Raw genomic sequence first — 18,356 nt, 5'->3', positions numbered from 1 at the left:
CACCCGGCCCCACTCACCCCGCACGCACCGTCCCTCCGGAATGGAGTGCCTCGTGGACGACGACCAGCACACCGAATCGCCCCGCCACAGACCGAGCCGCCGCGACATCCTGTCCGTGGCCGCCGCCGCGGGAGCCTTCACCGCACTCGGCGGCCTGCCCGCCTTCGCTGCCTCCGCACCCGTGACCCGGCAGGCGGAATCGCCCCTGCTCGCCGGGTCGGAGACGACCCGATTCTGGTACCGGGCACCCGCGTCCGACCGGGCGATGATCGAGCAGGGCCTGCCCGTGGGCAACGGGCGCCTGGGCGCGCTCACCGGCAACGACCCCGCCCGCGAACTGCTCCTCATCACCGACGCCACCATGTGGACCGGCGGCCGCAACGCCACCCTCGACGCGGACGGCCAATTCCCTTACGCCCGGGACAACTTCGGCTCCTTCACTCTCCTGGGGCGACTGGCCGTCGACATCCCCGACCACGACCTCTCGGCGGTCTCCGACTACCGCCGTGACCTCGACATCAGCCAGGGGCTCGTCACCTCCTCGTACGTCCGCTCAGGAGTGACGTACCAGCGCCGGATCTTCGCAAGCCACCCCGACGACGCCATCGTCCTGCACTTCTCCCAGAAGGGTGGCGGCCGCTACACGGGAACGGTGACCCTCGCGGGCACCCACGACGAGACCACCACCGCGCACGGCCCACGTGCCGCCTCGTTCGGTGCCGCCTTCCCGGACGGCGGGCTGCGCTACGGCGCGGCGGTGACGGCGTACAGCACCACCGGCACCGTGGCTGCCGACGGCTCGCGGATCTCCTTCGCCGGATGCAAGGAGCTCACGGTCGTGGTCAGCGGCGGCACGAACTACGTGCCCGACGCGGCCGCCGGCTATCGCGACCCCACGCTCGACCCACAGCGTCTTGCGAGGACCAAGGTCCTCGCGGCGGCCCGTCATCCCGCCACGACACTCCTGCACTCCCATGTCGCCGACCACCGGCGCCTGTTCGAGCGGATGGACGTCTCGCTCGGCACCTCGTCCCGCGAACAGCGCGGCCTCGACACCTGGGAACGCGTACAGGCGCGCGCCCGGGACACCGAGGCTGACCCCGAACTGGAGGCGTCCTACCTCCAGTTCGGCCGGTACCTCATGATCGCCGGATCCCGCGACAGTCTGCCGCTCAACCTCCAGGGTCTGTGGCTGGACGGTAACGACCCGGACTGGATGGGGGATTACCACACGGACATCAACATCCAGATGAACTACTGGATGGCCGACCGCGCCGCGCTCTCCACCTGTTTCGACGCGTACGCCGACTACTGCCTGGCGCAGCTTCCCTCCTGGTCCGAACTCACCCGGACCCTGTTCAACGACCCGCGCAACCGATACCGCAACTCCAGCGGGAAGATCGCGGGCTGGGCCGTGGCCTTCTCCACCAACATCCACGGCGGGAACGGCTGGTGGTGGCACCCCGCCGGCAACGCCTGGCTGGCCAACTCCCTCTTCGAGCACTACGAATTCACCCAGGACGAGGCTTACCTCGCCAGGATCCACCCGCTGCTCAAGGGGGCCTGCGAGTTCTGGGAGGCGCGGCTGATCACCGTTACCGTCACCGACGAGGTGACCGGGAAGTCCCGCGAGGTCCTTGTCGACGACAGCGACTGGTCTCCCGAGCACGGCCCTCAGGACGCCAAGGGCATCACGTACGCACAGGAAGTGGTCTGGGCGCTCTTCGAGAACTACCGCACCGCCTGTTCCGTCCTCGGCAGGGACACCGCCCACAGCAAGACCGTCGGCTCGCTCCAGTCCCGCCTCTACCTCCCCCGAGTGAGCCCGAAGACAGGCTGGTTGGAGGAGTGGATGTCACCCGAGAACCTCGGTGAGACCACGCACCGGCACCTCTCCCCGCTGATCCAGCTCTTCCCCGGCGACCGGATCCGCCCCGACAGCTCGACGCCCAAAGCCCTGGTCGACGGAGCGACCGCGCTGCTCACCGCGCGCGGCATGGAGAGCTTCGGCTGGGCCAACGCCTGGCGGAGCCTGTGCTGGGCCCGCCTGAAGGACGCTGACAAGGCGTACCAACTGGTCGTGAACAACCTGCTGCCGTCCATCGACGGCAGCAACGGCACCGCGATGAACCTCTTCGACATCTACGAGGTCGAGAAGGGCCGCGGCATCTTCCAGATCGAGTCCAACTTCGGCACCGCGGCCGCGATGCTCGAGATGCTGGTCTATTCACGCCCGGGGCACGTCGAGTTGCTCCCTGCCCTGCCCGAGGCCTGGGCGCGCTCGGGATCGGTCACCGGCGTCGGCGTACGCGGCGGCTTCGTCGTCGACCTGCGCTGGCGCGCGGGGAAGGTCACCGAGGCGCGGCTGCGCAGTGTCGGCGGACGCAGCACCACGGTGTCGTACGGGGGAGTGACCCGGAAGGTCGCCCTCAAGCCGGGCGGCTCCATCACGCTGCGTGGAGTGGGCGGTTGAGGCCCCGGATGTGGTTCACGCGTCGCCGCCGCGCGGTCGGCGTCGTCTGCGGGCTCGTCCTCGCGCTGTACTTACCGGCGACAGCGGCGACAGCAGTGTCGGCGGGGAAGTCGTCCGGGCATCAGGTCGTCACGTGGGGAGCGAGCGCCGACAGGCTCGGTCAGGCAGTGTCCGACCGCAGCTACCGCCTCGTCGTCCGCACCAGCGCCGGCGGCGCCCATCCGCGCTTCCGGCTGTCCAACGCGTTCGGCGACCGGCCGGTGACCTTCGGGAGCGTCTATGCCGGAGCGCGCGATGAGGGCGCGAGGCTCGTGCCCGGCAGCAACCGACGCGTCACCTTTGGGGGTGCGCGGTCCGTCACAGTGGCGCCGGGCGACAGCGTGACCAGCGACCCGCTGCCCGGACGCCTTGCGGCACAGAGCGATCTGGTCGTCAGCCTCTACGTGGCCGAGGCCGTGGGCCAGGCGACGGGACACGGCATGGCCATGCAGACGTCGTACGCGGCAGGCGGTGACCACGCCCGTGAGGAGGGCGAGGCCAATTGGAGCGAGCGGATCGGCTCGTGGTTCTACCTCGACGCGGTGAGCGTGGAGAGCGGGGCGGACACGGGCGCCGTGGCCGCGCTCGGCGACTCCATCACCGATGGCTGGCAGTCCACCACCGACACGAACCGCCGCTGGCCGGACTACTTGTCCCGGCGGCTTCAGGGGGAGTCCGCCCTCGACATCAAGGGCGTCGCCAACGAGGGCATCTCCGGCAACAAGGTGCTTGCCGACGGCGCGGGGCAGAGCGCCCTGGCCCGTCTTGAGCGAGACGTTCTCTCCCACCCGGGCGTGCGCACGGTGTTCTTGTTCGAGGGCATCAACGACATCAAGGCGCACACCGGCGTCACCGCGGACCAGCTCATCGCCGGATATCGCCAGATCATCGACCGGGCGCACGCGGCAGGCAGGTGCGTCGTGGGCGGGACGGTGCTGCCTTTCAAGGGGTGGTCGGAGTTCGACGCGGCCGGTGAGGCGGTACGCCAGGAGGTCAACGCCTTCATCAGGAACAGCGGCGAGCTGGACGCCGTCACCGACTTCGACAAGGTGCTCCGCAGCCCGTACGACCAGGAACGGCTGCTGCCGGTCTTCGACGGCGGGGACCACCTCCACCCCAACGACAAGGGCATGCGGGCGATGGCCGACGCGGTCGACCTGGAGGATCTGCGATGTGAGCGGTAGACACTGAACGGCGAGTCGGCTTCCTTGCTGAAACAGCAAGGAAGCTTGCCGCTTCTCCAGGGTCTGGCGCACGGTGTCGGCATGACTGACATGACTGACATGACTGACGTGGCTGAGACGAACGAGCAGGACTTCACAGAGCTGGATGTGCTGGTGGTCGGGGGTGGGGCGGCCGGCCTGTCCGCAGCGTTGACGCTGTCCCGGGCCAGGCGTTCCGTGCTGGTGGTCGACTCCGGCGAACCGCGCAACGCTCCCGCCGACGGAGTGCACGGATTCTTGTCCCGGGAAGGCTTGGCGCCGGGCGAACTGCTGCGGATCGGCCGGGAGGAGGTCGCCGGGTACGGCGGGCGGATCGTGTCGGACCGGGTCACGGATGTCCGGCGGGTCGGTGAGCGATTCGTCGTACACACCGAGGGCGGCCGGAGCCACGGCGCGCGACGCCTCCTTGTGACCACGGGCCTCGTCGACGAGCTTCCCGACGTCCCCGGCGTACGTGAGCGGTGGGGCCGTGACGTCCTGCACTGCCCGTACTGCCATGGCTGGGAGGTGCGGGACGAGCCGATCGGTGTACTCGCTACCGGTCCGATGGCCGTGCACCAGGCGCTGCTGTTCCGTCAGTGGTCGCCGGAGGTGACCCTGTTCCTGCACACCGCGGGCGAGCTCACCGATGAGCAGTGGGAGCAACTGAGCGCCCGCGGCATCGCGGTGGTCGACGGGGAGGTGGCCGGCCTCGATGTGGAGGCGGACCGGCTCTCCGGCGTACGGCTGGCCTCGGGCAGCCACATTCCGGTACGGGCCCTCGTCGTGGCGCCGCGGTTCGAGGCGCGCGGCGCGATGCTGGCCGGACTCGGTCTGACGAGCGTCGACCACCCGATGGGCGTGGGCAGTTACGTGGAGTCGGACGCGACCGGGTTCACCGGCACCCCGGGGGTGTGGGCAGCGGGCAACGTCACCGACCTGGTGGCCGGAGTCGTCGTGTCCGCAGCCGCCGGAATGACCGCCGCGGCCGCGATCAATGCCGACCTCGTGGCCGCCGACACCGCGGCGGCGGTGGCGGCCCGGCGCGCCCTGACGGCATTCAGCCCCGCAGCGGAGGCCGCCAATTCCCGAAAGATTCTGGGAGAACGGCGACACGGCATCGAATCCGTCCTGGCCGGTGAGGAAGCGCGCCGTCGCGCAGTCAGGGGGGCATGAGAGGGCGGGTGGCCTGTCGAGCCGCTGAGGGCCGTGACATCGGCGCGTTCACCGTGCCCGTGTAGCCTTCAGCGGCGCGCTCTGTCCCTGGGTGCCCGTGTTGTCTCTCACCGCTGCGCCGAGGACCTGCCCCATGCCTCAGACGAACCTGCCCGAAGAGCTGCGTCCGGAACTGCCCGAGTCGTTGCAGGACATAGTCAAGAGTCACCAACTGCACTCCGCCCTAGAGTGGTTGGAGACCAATCCGCCCCACGTGATCGCCGACGAGCTCGGCCGGATGGACGCGGTCGACGCGGGCATGGCCTTCAGGCTCCTCGACAAGGACCGGGCGCTGACCGTCTTCGAGGAGCTGGAGCCGGTCGACCAGCAGCAGATCCTTGAGGGACTGCGCGATCGCACGTTCCTGGAGCTCGTCGAGGGCATGGACCCCGACGACCGGGCGAGGATGCTGCGAGAAGCACCCGCCAAGGTCGCCGAGCGGGTGCTCGGCGGACTGAGCGCGCACGAACGGGGGATGACCTCCGCACTGCTCGACTACCCGGAGGGCTCTGTCGGCCGCTATATGACCCCCGAAGTCGTGGCGCTCGATCAGGACCTCACCGTCAAGCAGGCGTTGGAGGTCGTACGGGAAAAGGGCGGTCAGGCCGAGACGGTCTACACGCTGCCCGTCGTGGACGACGGGCAGCGCCTCACCGGCATCGCGGAGCTGCGCGAGCTGGTGCTCAGCCCGCCGGAGCGGATGGTCTCCGCGCTGATCGCCACCGAGCCCGTGTCCGTGTACGCCACCGACTCGGCCGAGCGGGCCGCCCGGCTGATGCGCGAGACCAACGACCTGAACCTGCCGGTCGTCGACAGCGAGAACCGGCTCGTCGGGCTGCTCACCATCGACGACGCGCTCGAAGTCATCGAGGCCGCGGACACCGAGGACGTGGCGCGGCAGTCGGGAGCCGCGCCCTGGGCCGGGCACTACATGGCCGCGACGGTGTGGCAACTCGCGCGCTACCGGGCGCTGTGGCTGAGCCTGCTGCTCGTCGCGGCGACACTGACCGTCAGCGTGACGCAGTCCTTCGAGGGCACCTTGGAGAAGGCCGCGCAGCTCGCCATGTTCATCCCGATGCTCATCGGCGCGGGCGGCAACGCCGGGGCCCAGGCCGCGACCGCTTGTGTACGCGCCCTGGCCGTCGGCGAAGTGCGGGGATCGGACCTGCTGAAGGTCATATGGCGCGAATGCCGCGTCGGTCTGGTCCTCGGCTCGCTGCTCGCGATCCTCGGCGTGGTCGTGGGCGCGGTGTTCGTCAGCGCGAAGATCGCCCTGGTGGTCGGGATCACCCTGGTGGTCATCTGCGGCTGGGCGGCGACCATCGGCGGCACGATGCCGTTGCTGGCCAAGCGGTTGCGGATCGACCCGGCTGTGGTGTCGGCGCCGATGGTCACCACGCTCGTCGACGCGACCGGCCTGGTCATCTACTTCATGACGGCGAAGGCCGTGCTGGGGATCTGATTCGGCGCAAGGATGAGAGCAGGAACACCGAGGAGGAGAAGGCCATGCCGAAGGTGCGCGTACACAATGTCACCGTTTCGCTGGACGGCTTCGCCGCCGGACCCCACCAGCGCCTGGAGGAACCCTTCGGGGAGGGCATCGAGGGGCTGCACGACTGGATGGTCGCCGCGATGCGCGACCGCGCCGAGGGCAAGGCAGGCATCGACGTCGATCAGATCGTGCGGAGCGAGGAGAACATCGGCGCCACCATAATGGGCCGCAACATGTTCGGGCCGCAGCGCGGTCCGTGGCAGGACGAATCGTGGAGGGGCTGGTGGGGAGAGAACCCGCCCTACCACCATGACGTGTTCGTGCACACCCACCACGTGCGGCCCTCCCTCACGATGGAGGGTGGGACCACCTTCCACTTCACCGCCGAACCCGTCGATACGGTCCTTGCGCGGGCCTTCGAGGCGGCGGCGGGCCGGGACGTACGCATCGGCGGCGGCTCGGCCACGGTGCAGCAGTATCTGCGAGCAGGGCTGATCGACGAACTGCACCTGGTCGTCGTGCCGCTCCTCGTCGGCAGGGGCGAGCGGCTGCTCGACAACGTGGCCGACGGGATCGACGGCTATCGGGTGACGGAACTGGTCAGTTCCGCGACGGCCACCCACGCTCACCTGGTCCGGCGCTGATCCGCCGCTGATCAGGCCGGGCAACGCGGGCAAGCAGCGGGGGCAGTTGCGGCGCTGTGACCGAAATTACCGGATTCCGTTACGCGCTCTCCGGGTGATCGCAATGTCGGGTGCATACGTTTATGTTCCTCATTGTGGGACTCGTCGCACGACCACGATGGGGACCGCGTACTGACCGACATCAAAGGGGATCTCTGCCGTTATGCGTAACACCCGCCGCCGCAGCCTTCTGCGCACCGCCGCCGTCTCCGCTCTCGCCGGATCCGTTCTGTTGATTCCCGCCACCGCCGCGCTCGCCGACGGGTCGGGCCCGGAGCCTCAGCCGGCGCAGGCCGCGGCCGAGCCTGCCGTGGCGCCCACGCTCACGGCGAAGGCGTCCGTCCCCCACGTCCGCGCGTGGCAGGAGTTGCGCATCACGGGCAAGGCGACCGGGCTCAAGGCCGGGAGCAAGGTGACCCTGCAGCAGAAGCAGCACGGGGCGTGGAAGTCCCTGCCCGCCAGTACGGTCACCAACAAGTCCGGGGCCTACAACCTGCGCGCCAAGCTCGGCCTCAAGGGCAAGAACGAGCTGCGCGTCGCCAGCGGCGCCACCGTGTCGCCGGTCGTCACGGTGACCGTGAGCTGACGCGCGGCGGATCCGTCGGGCGCGCGCCTGAACGCGAGACGTCAGGCCTTCAGGCCTCGGGGGCGCGCACGACGAGCAGGTAGTAGTCCATGTGGTCGCGGCAGAAGGAACGGTAGGGGGCCATGAGCGGATCGGTGTGGGCCAGGGCCTCCTTGCCGAACCGCTCCTCGATCTCGCCGCGCCGGTCCTCGTAGAGCACACACATGAGCTCGCCGCACAGCGCCGCGTTCGAGGTCATGTCCCGCACGGACTCGACACGGAAGCCGGTCTGTTGGAGTTCGCCGACGAGTGTGGCTAAGGGCCTGAGCGGGGGACACGTCCACATCCGCGTGTAGGCCGCCACTTCCTCGGCGGCGGGGCTGCCGCGCAAGGCGAACTCCGTGAACAGGAACCGTCCGCCGGGGCGCAGCACCCGCAGGGCTTCACGGAGCCCTGCGGGCCGGTCGGAGAGGTGGGGGACGCAGTCGATGGACCACGCGGCGTCGAACGCCGCGTCCGCGTAGTCCAGTTGCATCGCGTTGCCGTGCGCGAAATCCACCCGCTCGGCGAGGCCCGGGTCTGCCGGGCTCCGGGCGCTGAGACGGTCCTGGCACCGGGCGAGCTGGCTCTTGCTGACATTGATTCCGGTGACGCGGGCACCGGTGCGCTCGGCCAGGCGGACGGCGGGGCCGCCGGTGCCGCAGCCGATGTCGAGAAGGTGCTCGTGGGGTGCCAGGCCGATGGTGTCGACCAGGAAGTCGGTCTGCCGGTCCTGGGCGAGATCGGCAAGCGCGGTCAGCGTGGTGACGGGCGGGCGCTCGCCGTGCGGCGCGTACATCCCGATGTGGACGGCGCTCGACCCGAGCGTCAGAGCGAGCATGTCGCCGAACTGGTCGTACATCGCCCCGACTTCTTCGGGGGTGGGAGCGGTCATGGTGCGTCCCTGCGCCAGGAGCCGTGCTCGCGGGAGCCGTGCTCGTGAGGGCGTGCGCGTAGACGGTGAAGCCGAGTACGCGGTACGCGCCGGACGCTGGGACGCTAGCACCGGGCGGGCTCGCGGTGGAGCCCGGAAAGCGCCAAGCAGCTCCGCGGCTCAGCTGCCCGGCGCCCGGTGACGGTCACTCGTGCTCTGCGCGCGCCGGTGGCTCGGCGGACCCCTCGGCTCCGGCGTGCGCGTCGACCTGCCGCCCCACCTCACGCGCCTCGTCGGTCAGCATCTGCAGCCTGGCCTCGGCCTGATCCGCGCGGGCCTGGAGGCGGGCGGTGTCGTCGGCGATGACCTGGCAGGCCAGATCCATCGCGGCGTCCACGTCCTCGGGAGAACCGCGCTCCGCAAGCTCCTCCAGCGCGCTCTTGACCGCGGGGATGCCGCCGCGGTGGTGGATGTCGTTCCAGAACTCATAGTCCATCCGGGCAGTTTGCCGGATCGGAGCCATGCTGTGCGAACTGCCCCGATGGCGGAACCGGCGCCCGGTGCGCTAGGCCCGCAGGCTCGTCAGAACCTCGCGGCAGGCGGACGCCGCGCGGTTGGTGGCCTCGGAGCAGAGGCGGCAGTGCTCGTGGTGCGACGCGTGCTGGGCGCACAGCTCGTGGCTGTTTTCGCAGGCCATCACGCACGCCTGCAACTGTGCGGCAAGGAGCGCGTGATCGGCGTCGGTGCCGCGGGTCAGGACCCGCCGCGTGGCCGAGGCCACGTCGGCACAGTTCAGATCGCGGTTGATGGAGGCCCGCAGTTCGTCGGCCTCCTTCTCGGCGAGCATGCCGACCGCACAGGCGGTCGCGGCCTGTTCGCACGCGGAGAGGGCGTCGGCGGCGTCGGCGAGGGTCTGGTTGTCGAGGTGGTCGGCACGAGAGGCAAGGCTGTCGAACAACTCGCGTGTCTGGAGCATCGCGTCTCCAACGGAGTAGTGAGGGGCCCCGGTCCCGGGGGTTCCCGGCCCTGAGGATTCCCGGTCTCCCGACGCTAGTCCTGTCTTTGCCGCCGGTTAAGGGCCCGCGATACGCCAATCCCGCAGCGCACGGCCGTCCGCCGGTTCTTCCTTGTGGGCTGGACCTCCCGGGTCTCCTCATGTGGTGCGCGTCACACGATCCGTGCGTGTTGCCGGGAACTCTTCCGGCCCTCCAGCCGACTCCTGCACCGGTCGCCACGACCGATCGATCCGCATCACCTTCATCCAGGAGAGCAGCTCATGTCCGCCGAACCCACACTCCTCGCCCCGGACGACGGGCAGGAGACCCAGGAGGCGCCGCCCTCCGCAGGACGGTCCGGATGGGCGTCGCTGCGTCCGCTCGTGCTGCGCCTGCACTTCTACGCCGGGGTGCTCATCGCACCCTTCCTGCTCGTCGCCGCCACCACGGGACTCCTGTACGCCTGCTCGTACCAGGCCGAGAAGATCGTGTACTCCCACGAACTGCGTGTGCCCGTCGGCGAGAACAAGACCGAGCTGTCGATCTCGCAGCAGGTGGCCGCCGCTCGCAAGGCACACCCCGAGGGCGCGGTCAGCGCGGTGCGGCCATCGCCGGAGGACGGCGCGACGACCCGCGTACTTCTGTCCGGAACGCCGGGCGTGGACGCCGACCACACCCTCGCCGTGTTCGTGAACCCGTACAACGGCGAAGTACGCGGCGCCCTCGAGCAGTACGGCTCCACCGGCGCACTGCCGCTGCGCACCTGGATCGACGAACTCCACCGCGATCTGCACCTGGGGGAGACCGGCAGGCTCTACAGCGAACTCGCGGCCAGCTGGCTGTGGGTGATCGCGGGCGGCGGCCTGGTGCTGTGGTTCGGCCGTCGGCGCTCCCGGCGCAAGCTGCGCGGGGCGACCGGCCGGCGGCGCACGCTCTCGCTGCACGGCTCGGTGGGTGTGTGGGCCGCTGCCGGACTGATCTTCCTGTCGGCAACGGGTCTTACCTGGTCGACGTACGCGGGAGCGAGCGTCGGCGACCTGCGCGAGGCCGTCGGGCAGACGACACCGGAGCTGACGGCGACCGTCGCGGGTGGCGGAGAGCACGCGGGTCACGGCGGGTCGGGCTCGGGCGGCGCAGCCGGAGGCGAGGGTGTCGGGCTCGACGCCGTCCTGAAGGCCGCCCGTGGCGAGGGACTCTCCAACCCGGTGGAGGTCGTGCCGCCCGCCGACGCGTCATCGGCGTACATCGTCCGGCAGATTCAGCGCAGCTGGCCCGAGAAGCAGGACTCCGTCGCTGTCGACCCGTCGACCGGCGAGGTCACCGAAATGCTGCGGTTCGCCGACTACCCGGTGCTCGCCAAGCTGACCCGCTGGGGCATCGACGCACACACCGGCTCGCTGTTCGGGCTCGTCAATCAGATCGCCCTCGCCGTTCTCACCCTCGGGCTGATCCTGATGATCGTTTGGGGGTACCGCATGTGGTGGCAGCGCGGGCGCGGCAGCTCCTTCGGGCGTCCGCTGCCGCGCGGGGCGTGGCAGAACGTGCCGGCGTACGTCCTGGTCCCGTTGATGGCGGCGATCGCCGTGCTCGGCTACTTCGTGCCGCTGCTAGGTATCCCGCTGGCGGCCTTCCTCGTCGCGGACATCGTGCTGGGTGAGGTCGCCTATCGGCGTGGCGGGCGCAACTACGCCTGAGGCCCGCTCAGTCGTGGGTGGCCGCGCCGCTGAGGTGGTGGTCGGCGAGGTTCAGGACCTCGTCGACCACGCGGCGCAGGTGTCCGTCGGGCGGGCCGTAGATCATGCGGCGCCCCTCCTTGCGTACGGAAACGAGCCCGGCGAGGCGGAGTTTGGCCAGGTGCTGACTGACCGCGGGGCGGGCGGCGCCGCATGCGGCCGTCAGGGTCGTGACGTCGGCTTCGCCCTTGGCGAGGGTGTGAAGGAGGGCGAGGCGGGTGCGGTCGGCGAGGAGGCCGAGGACCTCGGCCGCGTGGGTGAAGTGCTCGGCGCCCGGATCTTGCGGGTGCGCACCGTGCGCAGGTGATAGGTGCATGCGTGCGCTCATACGCACATAATGGATGCGGGCGCCTCGCGGTGTCCACTCTCCCGTCCCGCGTCGGAAGGCCGTACTCGTGAGTGAGCAGCACGGACACCCGCACCCTTCGCATGAGCACCATCGGAACGATGGCCCGGATCACGACCACGACCACCGTCACGAGCACGAGCAGGAGCACGGTCATGGGTCCGGTGGCGGAGGGCGCTCGGCCCGGTGGCGGCACAAGGCCGGGCACGTGCTGAAGCCGCACTCGCACGAGACCGCGGACAAGGTCGACCCGGCCCTGGAGTCGTCGGCGCGCGGGATGCGCGCGCTGTGGATCTCGCTGGCCGTCCTCGGCGTGACGGCCGGGGCCCAGGCGGTGATCGTGGTGCTCACCGGCTCGGTCGCGCTGCTCGGCGACACCGTGCACAACGCGGCGGACGCGCTGACCGCGATCCCCCTCGGTATCGCCTTCGTCCTGGGCCGACGGGCCGCGACGCGCCGCTTCACCTACGGCTACGGCCGCGCCGAGGACCTCGCGGGCATCGTCATCCTCCTGACGATCGCCGCGTCGGCGGCCTTCGCGGCCTGGGCGGCGGTCGACCGGCTGCTCAACCCCCGCACCCTGGAGCACCTTTGGGTGGTGGCGGCCGCCGCCGTCATCGGATTCATCGGCAACGAATGGGTCGCCCGCTACCGCATCCGCGTCGGCCGCGAGATCGGCTCGGCCGCCCTGGTCGCCGACGGGCTGCACGCCCGCACGGACGGATTCACCTCTCTCGCCGTCCTGCTGAGCGCGGGCGGCGCGGCCCTGGGCTGGCGGCTCGCCGACCCGATCGTGGGCCTGCTGATCACCGCGGCGATCCTGCTCGTCCTGCGGGACGCGGCACGGGAGGTCTTCCGCCGGGTGATGGACGCCGTCGATCCCGCCCTGGTCGACAGGGCAGAGGAGGCGCTCCTGACGGTCCCCGGCGTACGAGGCGTCGGCGAGCTGCGCCTTCGCTGGATCGGGCACCGGCTGCGCGCCGAGGTGGCGGTCGTCGTGGACGGGGAGCTGTCCGTACGGGAGGCGCACGAGGTCGCGGTCGGCGCGGAGCACGCTCTGCTGCACGCGGTGCCGAAGCTGACCGCCGCACTGGTGCACGCCGACCCGGCGACCGTGCCCGGCGCCCAGGACCCGCACAAGATCCTTGCGCACCACGCCGTGTGAACGGCAAGGCCGAGCATCGGCACCGGATCGGCAGCGGCTAATATCTGCGGCCATGGCGTCAGGTCTGCGGGACACGGTGTACGGAGAGCGGCGTACCGCCGCGCGCTGCACCGTGTTCGGGGTCAGCCTGGCCACGCTGCTCGCCGTCCTGTGCGTGTGCTTCGGCTCCTCGGCACATCACGACGACCCGAGCCCCCGTGCCGCCGTCTCCACCTCCGCGCCCATGGCCGGATCCGGTGGCCCGGCATCCGTCGGAGAGGCCTCTCTCGGCCACAGCTGTCCCCCCGGCGACCGGTGCGCGTCCGTCACACACGCCGCGGCGATCGCGCTCCCGGCGCCCGAGCCTTCGGTGCCGACGACGCTGGGGGAGGCGGGACTGCCCGCGGCCCCGGCCACCGCACTTCCCGTACCGCGAGAGCCTGTTCACCGGTACGCCCCGGATCTCCACGTCCTTCAGGTGCAGAGGACCTAGGCCGGACCTCCGCACGGCCGAACCCGTCCGGACACGTTGCTGTTCACGGATGCGGTCACGGTCGTGCGCCAGTGCCGATCACCTCACACACCATCACCGTCACCACCGCCGTGCCCCGGGCGCGGCGGGGACAAGGACATCCCCGGACATGGGCACCTCCAAGAGCACCTCCAAGACAGGCAAGAAGGCCGCGACCACCACCGCACGCAAGGCCCGCATCCAGGAGCAGCGCCGCGCCGAGCAGGCGCGTGACCGGCGCAACCGCGTCATCGCCATCACCGCGGGCGTGGCCGTACTGGCCGGGGTCGCCGGATTCGGCTCGTACGTCCTGCTCGACGCGTCAAAGGAGAAGGACAAGAAGGAGGCCGTCGCGCAGGCCCCCGTCAAGGGCGAGAAGACGTGGGACGCGAAGAAGCTGGGGCGCAACCACGTCACGAAGAAGGTCGACTACCCGATGACGCCGGCGGCGGGCGGTGATCACAGCCAGGCGTGGGCCAACTGCCAGGGCGATGTGTACGACAAGCCGCTGGGCGAGGAGAACGCCGTCCACTCGCTGGAGCACGGCGCCGTCTGGATCACGTACAACGACAAGGCGGCGAGCGGCGACATAAAGACGCTGAGCCAGAAGGTCAGCACGACGCCCTACACGCTGATGAGTCCGGTCAAGGAGCAGAAGGGCGCCCTCACGCTCACCGCGTGGGGCAGCCAGCTCACCGTGGACAAGGCATCGGACCCCCGGGTCGAGCAGTTCCTCGGCAAGTACGTCCAGGGCGAGCAGACTCCCGAACCCGGTGCGGCCTGCACGGGCGGGGTCGGACCGGCATGAGGGTGAACGCGTGAGCGGGAGCGGCCGGACGGTGAGTCGTTGACCTTCCGGCCGCTCCCGCCGGGTGCCATCGAAGGTCGTTACGCCTAGTCTCTGTGGTGTGCTGAGCATCGTTGACGATCTGGCCGGGTTCGGACCGCTGCGGATGTGCGCCCATGCGCCGTCGGCCGACGACCCGGATGACCTGACCGGTCTGCGCGTACTTCTCGTCGCGGACGTCCTGGCCCGCGTCGTCGAGCTGCGCGGCAGGACCGTCCTCATGGGGTGGACCTGCCCGGCGGCGGCTTCGGCCGACGCCGCCGGTATCCGTCCGGCCGACGCCCACGGCACCCCCGACGAGATCACCGAGGCTCTCGGCGGCCCGCCGGCCGTGCACCTCACCAGCCATACGTACGAAGGCGCGGGCGGTCTGTCCCTGCACATCGGCGAGGCCGCCGCCACGGGAGGCGCGGACAGCGGCGCGGATCGAGACGCGGACCGGGACGCGCTCGCCCTGCGGCTGTTCCTGCTCGGTCACCCGCACCACGAACCCGTCGACGTCACGGGGCAAGCTGTCGGCGCCGCCGCCGAGAAGCTGGCCAACTGGCGTAAAGCCGTGGCTGCTTGGGCCGATGAGCCGTCCAAGGCGATGCCCGCCGACCTCGTGCGAAGGGCCCTTGCCGCCCTGGAGAACGGTCTCGACACTCCGGCGGTGCTGCGGCTCCTCGACGACCTGGAGGCGGCCGCCGACGTGCCGGGCGGCGCCAAGTTCGAGACGTTCGCCCACCTCGACCGCGTACTCGGTCTCGAAGTCGTTCGCGATATCGGCCGCTCGCATTCCGCCGAGGTGTACCGGTGAGCCGCTGATGGAGCGTGACCGTGCGGAGCGCGTCGCACGCGTGCTCAAGGCGATCGCGGACCCCACCCGCCTGCAACTGCTCCACCTGATCCAGACCGCTCCCGACGGTGAGGCGTGTGTGGGCGACCTGACCGACCGGCTCGGGCTGCGGCAGCCGACGGTCAGCCATCATCTGAAGACGATGACCGAGGCGGGTCTGCTCGCCCGCGAGCGGCGCGGCACGTGGGTCTGGTACTCGGTGGATCGAGAAGGCATGGAGGCGGTGCGGGAGATCTTGCGGGCGCCCGCACGGGCGGTTCCTTGACGCCTCGCCCCGTCAAGCTCCGTTGTGAAATTCATCAACTGACCCGTGCAGCGCGGGAGTTCGATGCGTGCGACTGACATTCATATAGTGATGATCGTCTATATAGACGCTCAGCTATGCTTCGGCGCCGGGACATCTCCCGTACACCCCTGGTTCATATAGCCGAAGTTCGATCCAAGGTGTCTGAAGGGAGCTCCGCTCCACGCGGACCTCCTCGGCTGCCGGCCCAAGCCACCGGCCCGACACCAGGGATCGTGAGACATGAACGCGACCAGTGGTTCACGAAGGTTCGCCGGGGGAGCGGCACTGGCCTGCGCCGCGGCTCTCACGCTGAGCGCCTGCGGGGGCGGTGACGCGGGTGAGGACTCCGGGTCCGGTGACGGCAAGCAACTCTCGGGCACGGTCAAGGTGGACGGATCCAGCACCGTCGCCCCGCTGACCACGGCCGCGGCGGAGATTTTCGCCGAGAAGCAGCCCAAGGTCCGGGTCACGGTGGGTACGTCGGGCACCGGCGGTGGCTTCGAGAAGTTCTGCAACGGCGAGACCGACATCTCCGATGCCTCCCGTCCGATCAAGGACGAGGAGAAGGCCGCCTGTGAGAAGAAGAGCATCACGTACAAGGACTTCCAGATCGCCAATGACGCGCTGACGGTGGTGGTGAACAAGGACGCCGACTGGGTGGACTGTCTGACCGTCGCGCAGTTGAAGAAGATCTGGGAACCCAAGTCCAAGGTGAACAACTGGAACCAGATCGACCCGAAATTCCCCGGCCAGCCACTGAAACTGTTCGGCGCGGGCACCGACTCCGGCACCTTCGACTACTTCACCGAGGCGATCAACGGTGAGGAGGGCGCATCGCGCACCGACTACTCGCCGACCGAGGACGACAACGTCACCGTGCAGGGCGTCGCGGGCTCCAAGGGCGGTCTCGGCTACTTCGGATTCTCCTACTTCGAGGAGAACACCGACAAACTCAAGGCCCTGAAGATCGACGGCGGAAAGGGTTGCGTGGCGCCCGGCGTCAAGACCGCGCAGAACGGCGAGTACGCGCCCCTGTCCCGGCCGCTCCTCATCTACCCCAACGCCAAGTCCCTCGCCCGGCCCGAGGTGTTGTCCTTCGTCGAGTACTACGTCGAGAACAACGAATCCATCGCCAAGGACGCGAAGTTCATCCCTCTCAACCAGAAGCAGGAGGAGCAGCTCAAGGGCGACCTCGACAAGCTGAAGGCGTCGGCGAAGTGAGCTCCCCGCCTCGTCCGCCCGCTGTGGGTCCCCCTGGGCGACAGTCCCTGCGCAGGACCCGTCCGCGCTACGGCGAACGGGCCATCCAGGTACTGCTGTTGCTCGCCGCCCTGGTGTCCGTCGCCACGACCGCCGGGATCGTGATCTCGCTGATCCCGCCCACCGCCGAGTTCTTCGGCCGGGTGGACGTCGGCGAGTTCCTCGGCGGCACCGAGTGGACCGCGCTGTTCACCAAACCCAAGTACGGTGTCCTGCCGCTGCTCACTGCCACCCTCCTGATCACCGCGATCGCACTCCTGGTGGCGATTCCGGTCGGACTCGGCGCGGCGATCTACTTGAGCGAGTACGCCAGTTCGCGCGTACGCAAGGTACTCAAGCCCGCCCTTGAGGTGCTCGCCGGTGTGCCGACCGTCGTCTACGGCTTCTTCGCCCTCAGCTTCGTCACCCCGCTGCTTCAGGACCACTGGCCGTTCGGAGAGGGGCCCGACTTCAACAACGCCCTGTCCGCCGGGCTCGTCATGGGCGTCATGATCATCCCGACCATCGCCTCGCTCTCGGAGGACGCCATGGCCGCTGTGCCGGACTCCCTGCGCGACGGCGCCTACGCGCTCGGCTCCGGCAAACGCATCGTGTCCGTGCGCGTCGTGGTGCCCGCGGCCCTTTCGGGCATCGTCGCCGCCTGCGTCCTCGGCATCTCCCGGGCGATCGGCGAGACGATGATCGTCGCGATCGCGTCCGGCAACCGGGCCACGCTCAGCTTCAACCCGCTGGACGCGATGCAGACCATGACCGGGTTCATCGCCCAGGCAGGCTCTGGAGACATTCCGGTCCAGTCCTTCGAGTACAAGACCATCTTCGCCGTCGGAGCCCTGCTGTTCGTCATCACCTTCGTGATGAACATGATCAGCATCCGCCTGGTGCGCAAGTACCGGGAGGTGTACGAATGACCGGCATCCGTGTCACCGAACCACCCGTGCACGCGGCACCCCGGAAGCTGGCGGGACCGCGCTTCAGGCCGGGCGAAACCGCCTTCCGCACCCTGCTGTTGTGCTGCCTGGGCGTGGGGATCATCTTTCTCGGCGTGCTGCTCACCTACGTCCTGGTCGAGGCATGGCCACGCCTGGAGCCGCGGCTGTGGAACAACTTCCCCTCCATCCGCCGCCCCGAGCGCGCGGGCGCCCAGTCCGCGATCTTCGGCACCATCTGGGTGGTCGCCTTCACCGCGCTCTTCTGTCTGCCGACCGGCGTCATGGCCGCCATCTACCTGGAGGAGTACGCAGATCCGAACCGCTGGTACAACCGCCTCATCGAGCTGAACATCCAGAACCTGGCCGCCGTGCCCTCGATCATCTACGGCATCCTGGGCCTCGGCCTGCTCGCCCGCCAACTGGCCCTCGGCACCACGGTCCTTACGGCCGCACTCACGCTGTCCCTGCTCGTCCTGCCGGTCGTCATCATCGCGTCCCGGGAGGCGATCCGGGCCGTGCCCCAGTCGATCCGGCAGGCTTCCTTGGCCCTGGGCGCGACCCAGTGGCAGACCGTCCGCCGCCAGGTGCTTCCCGCGGCCGTGCCCGGCATCGCGACGGGGGCGATCCTCGCCCTCTCCCGCGCCATCGGGGAGGCCGCACCGCTGCTGCTGCTCGGCGCGGTGACGTACGTGGCCTTCAACCCGGAGGGCCTGCAGAGCGCCTACACCGTCCTGCCCATCCAGATCTACGGCTGGATCAGCCAGTCCCGCGAGGAGTTCCACCACCTGGCAGCCGCCGCGATCGTCATCCTGCTCGCCATCCTCCTCCTCATGAACGCGGCCGCGATCTGGCTGCGCAACCGCTTCAGCAAGCGCTGGTGACCTG

19 protein-coding genes are annotated in these 18,356 nt (G+C 69.7%); 15 read left to right on the top strand and 4 right to left on the bottom strand.

The window, feature by feature from the left end; translation table 11 throughout:
• Positions 1 to 52: 52 nt before the first annotated feature.
• The 6 genes from ACFQ7F_RS02925 to ACFQ7F_RS02900 all read left to right on the top strand — a co-directional run bounded on the left by ACFQ7F_RS02925 (position 53) and on the right by ACFQ7F_RS02900 (position 7,690).
• Positions 53 to 2,473, top strand: coding sequence for a glycoside hydrolase N-terminal domain-containing protein (locus ACFQ7F_RS02925; protein ID WP_383265097.1), 2,421 nt, complete (start codon positions 53 to 55; stop codon positions 2,471 to 2,473).
• 8 nt (positions 2,474 to 2,481) lie between these two features.
• Complete coding sequence (locus tag ACFQ7F_RS02920) at positions 2,482 to 3,696, top strand: SGNH/GDSL hydrolase family protein (RefSeq protein WP_383265095.1); 1,215 nt, start codon at positions 2,482 to 2,484, stop codon at positions 3,694 to 3,696.
• A gap of 90 nt (positions 3,697 to 3,786) precedes the next feature.
• Entirely contained in the window at positions 3,787 to 4,890 is a 1,104-nt protein-coding gene (locus tag ACFQ7F_RS02915) for an NAD(P)/FAD-dependent oxidoreductase (RefSeq protein WP_383265329.1), read from the top strand.
• Between the two features lie 133 nt (positions 4,891 to 5,023).
• Positions 5,024 to 6,391, top strand: coding sequence for a magnesium transporter (gene mgtE, locus ACFQ7F_RS02910; RefSeq protein ID WP_383265093.1), 1,368 nt, complete (start codon positions 5,024 to 5,026; stop codon positions 6,389 to 6,391).
• Positions 6,392 to 6,435: 44 nt separating this feature from the next.
• Positions 6,436 to 7,065 (top strand): dihydrofolate reductase family protein, encoded by a 630-nt coding sequence (locus ACFQ7F_RS02905; RefSeq protein WP_383265091.1) that lies wholly within the window; start codon positions 6,436 to 6,438, stop codon positions 7,063 to 7,065.
• Positions 7,066 to 7,267: 202 nt separating this feature from the next.
• Positions 7,268 to 7,690: a hypothetical protein gene (locus ACFQ7F_RS02900; protein ID WP_383265089.1), complete on the top strand. Its 423-nt coding sequence runs from the start codon at positions 7,268 to 7,270 to the stop codon at positions 7,688 to 7,690.
• Positions 7,691 to 7,739: 49 nt separating this feature from the next.
• Here the strand turns inward: ACFQ7F_RS02900 and ACFQ7F_RS02895 are convergent, their stop codons facing one another.
• The 3 genes from ACFQ7F_RS02895 to ACFQ7F_RS02885 form a co-directional block, all read right to left on the bottom strand.
• Positions 7,740 to 8,603 (bottom strand): SAM-dependent methyltransferase, encoded by an 864-nt coding sequence (locus tag ACFQ7F_RS02895; RefSeq protein WP_383265087.1) that lies wholly within the window; start codon positions 8,601 to 8,603, stop codon positions 7,740 to 7,742.
• 184 nt (positions 8,604 to 8,787) lie between these two features.
• Complete coding sequence (locus ACFQ7F_RS02890) at positions 8,788 to 9,078, bottom strand: hypothetical protein (protein ID WP_383265085.1); 291 nt, start codon at positions 9,076 to 9,078, stop codon at positions 8,788 to 8,790.
• Positions 9,079 to 9,147: 69 nt separating this feature from the next.
• Positions 9,148 to 9,558, bottom strand: a complete 411-nt coding sequence (locus ACFQ7F_RS02885; RefSeq protein ID WP_383265083.1) for a hypothetical protein — start codon at positions 9,556 to 9,558, stop codon at positions 9,148 to 9,150.
• Positions 9,559 to 9,858: 300 nt separating this feature from the next.
• Here ACFQ7F_RS02885 and ACFQ7F_RS02880 point away from each other — a divergent pair, with 300 nt between their 5' ends.
• A complete protein-coding gene (locus tag ACFQ7F_RS02880; protein ID WP_383265081.1) occupies positions 9,859 to 11,271 on the top strand; it encodes a PepSY-associated TM helix domain-containing protein in 1,413 nt (470 codons plus the stop codon).
• 7 nt (positions 11,272 to 11,278) lie between these two features.
• Here the strand turns inward: ACFQ7F_RS02880 and ACFQ7F_RS02875 are convergent, their stop codons facing one another.
• A complete protein-coding gene (locus ACFQ7F_RS02875; protein WP_383265078.1) occupies positions 11,279 to 11,638 on the bottom strand; it encodes an ArsR/SmtB family transcription factor in 360 nt (119 codons plus the stop codon).
• 67 nt (positions 11,639 to 11,705) lie between these two features.
• On the opposite strand from ACFQ7F_RS02875, the gene ACFQ7F_RS02870 reads away from it, so the two are divergent.
• The 8 genes from ACFQ7F_RS02870 (at position 11,706) to pstA (ending at position 18,352) form a co-directional block, all read left to right on the top strand.
• Complete coding sequence (locus ACFQ7F_RS02870; protein ID WP_383265076.1) at positions 11,706 to 12,821, top strand: cation diffusion facilitator family transporter; 1,116 nt, start codon at positions 11,706 to 11,708, stop codon at positions 12,819 to 12,821.
• 52 nt (positions 12,822 to 12,873) lie between these two features.
• Complete coding sequence (locus ACFQ7F_RS02865) at positions 12,874 to 13,293, top strand: hypothetical protein (protein ID WP_383265074.1); 420 nt, start codon at positions 12,874 to 12,876, stop codon at positions 13,291 to 13,293.
• A gap of 148 nt (positions 13,294 to 13,441) precedes the next feature.
• Entirely contained in the window at positions 13,442 to 14,119 is a 678-nt protein-coding gene (locus ACFQ7F_RS02860; RefSeq protein ID WP_383265071.1) for a DUF3105 domain-containing protein, read from the top strand.
• A gap of 100 nt (positions 14,120 to 14,219) precedes the next feature.
• A complete protein-coding gene (locus tag ACFQ7F_RS02855; RefSeq protein ID WP_383265069.1) occupies positions 14,220 to 14,957 on the top strand; it encodes a hypothetical protein in 738 nt (245 codons plus the stop codon).
• Positions 14,958 to 14,964: 7 nt separating this feature from the next.
• A complete protein-coding gene (locus ACFQ7F_RS02850) occupies positions 14,965 to 15,261 on the top strand; it encodes an ArsR/SmtB family transcription factor (RefSeq protein ID WP_383265066.1) in 297 nt (98 codons plus the stop codon).
• A gap of 261 nt (positions 15,262 to 15,522) precedes the next feature.
• Positions 15,523 to 16,503: a PstS family phosphate ABC transporter substrate-binding protein gene (locus ACFQ7F_RS02845; RefSeq protein WP_383265064.1), complete on the top strand. Its 981-nt coding sequence runs from the start codon at positions 15,523 to 15,525 to the stop codon at positions 16,501 to 16,503.
• Positions 16,500 to 17,450, top strand: coding sequence for a phosphate ABC transporter permease subunit PstC (gene pstC / locus ACFQ7F_RS02840; protein ID WP_383265061.1), 951 nt, complete (start codon positions 16,500 to 16,502; stop codon positions 17,448 to 17,450). Before ACFQ7F_RS02845 ends, pstC begins: the two co-directional genes overlap by 4 nt.
• Positions 17,447 to 18,352 carry a phosphate ABC transporter permease PstA gene (pstA, locus tag ACFQ7F_RS02835; RefSeq protein WP_383265059.1) on the top strand — a complete coding sequence of 302 codons (906 nt, stop codon included), beginning with the start codon at positions 17,447 to 17,449 and terminating at the stop codon, positions 18,350 to 18,352. The genes pstC and pstA overlap by 4 nt, the downstream gene beginning before the upstream one ends.
• Positions 18,353 to 18,356: the final 4 nt, after the last annotated feature.

The organism is Streptomyces sp. NPDC056486, from assembly GCF_042795295.1.
In the GTDB taxonomy this organism is placed as follows: domain Bacteria; phylum Actinomycetota; class Actinomycetes; order Streptomycetales; family Streptomycetaceae; genus Streptomyces.
Note: the sequence above shows the minus strand (reverse complement) of the source record. Positions and strands in the feature narration are given on the sequence as shown.

What these genes read in the sequence shown, in the direction of transcription:
- ACFQ7F_RS02845 (WP_383265064.1), top strand. Translation starts at nt 15,523, where the DNA reads ATGAACGCGACCAGTGGTTCACGAAGGTTCGCCGGGGGAGCGGCACTG.
- ACFQ7F_RS02880 (WP_383265081.1), top strand. Translation starts at nt 9,859, where the DNA reads ATGTCCGCCGAACCCACACTCCTCGCCCCGGACGACGGGCAGGAGACC.
- pstA (WP_383265059.1), top strand. Translation starts at nt 17,447, where the DNA reads ATGACCGGCATCCGTGTCACCGAACCACCCGTGCACGCGGCACCCCGG.
- ACFQ7F_RS02875 (WP_383265078.1), bottom strand. Translation starts at nt 11,638, where the DNA reads ATGAGCGCACGCATGCACCTATCACCTGCGCACGGTGCGCACCCGCAA.
- ACFQ7F_RS02850 (WP_383265066.1), top strand. Translation starts at nt 14,965, where the DNA reads ATGGAGCGTGACCGTGCGGAGCGCGTCGCACGCGTGCTCAAGGCGATC.
- ACFQ7F_RS02920 (WP_383265095.1), top strand. Translation starts at nt 2,482, where the DNA reads ATGTGGTTCACGCGTCGCCGCCGCGCGGTCGGCGTCGTCTGCGGGCTC.
- ACFQ7F_RS02895 (WP_383265087.1), bottom strand. Translation starts at nt 8,603, where the DNA reads ATGACCGCTCCCACCCCCGAAGAAGTCGGGGCGATGTACGACCAGTTC.
- ACFQ7F_RS02900 (WP_383265089.1), top strand. Translation starts at nt 7,268, where the DNA reads ATGCGTAACACCCGCCGCCGCAGCCTTCTGCGCACCGCCGCCGTCTCC.
- ACFQ7F_RS02905 (WP_383265091.1), top strand. Translation starts at nt 6,436, where the DNA reads ATGCCGAAGGTGCGCGTACACAATGTCACCGTTTCGCTGGACGGCTTC.
- ACFQ7F_RS02860 (WP_383265071.1), top strand. Translation starts at nt 13,442, where the DNA reads ATGGGCACCTCCAAGAGCACCTCCAAGACAGGCAAGAAGGCCGCGACC.
- ACFQ7F_RS02890 (WP_383265085.1), bottom strand. Translation starts at nt 9,078, where the DNA reads ATGGACTATGAGTTCTGGAACGACATCCACCACCGCGGCGGCATCCCC.
- ACFQ7F_RS02915 (WP_383265329.1), top strand. Translation starts at nt 3,787, where the DNA reads ATGACTGACATGACTGACGTGGCTGAGACGAACGAGCAGGACTTCACA.
- ACFQ7F_RS02865 (WP_383265074.1), top strand. Translation starts at nt 12,874, where the DNA reads ATGGCGTCAGGTCTGCGGGACACGGTGTACGGAGAGCGGCGTACCGCC.
- mgtE (WP_383265093.1), top strand. Translation starts at nt 5,024, where the DNA reads ATGCCTCAGACGAACCTGCCCGAAGAGCTGCGTCCGGAACTGCCCGAG.
- ACFQ7F_RS02885 (WP_383265083.1), bottom strand. Translation starts at nt 9,558, where the DNA reads ATGCTCCAGACACGCGAGTTGTTCGACAGCCTTGCCTCTCGTGCCGAC.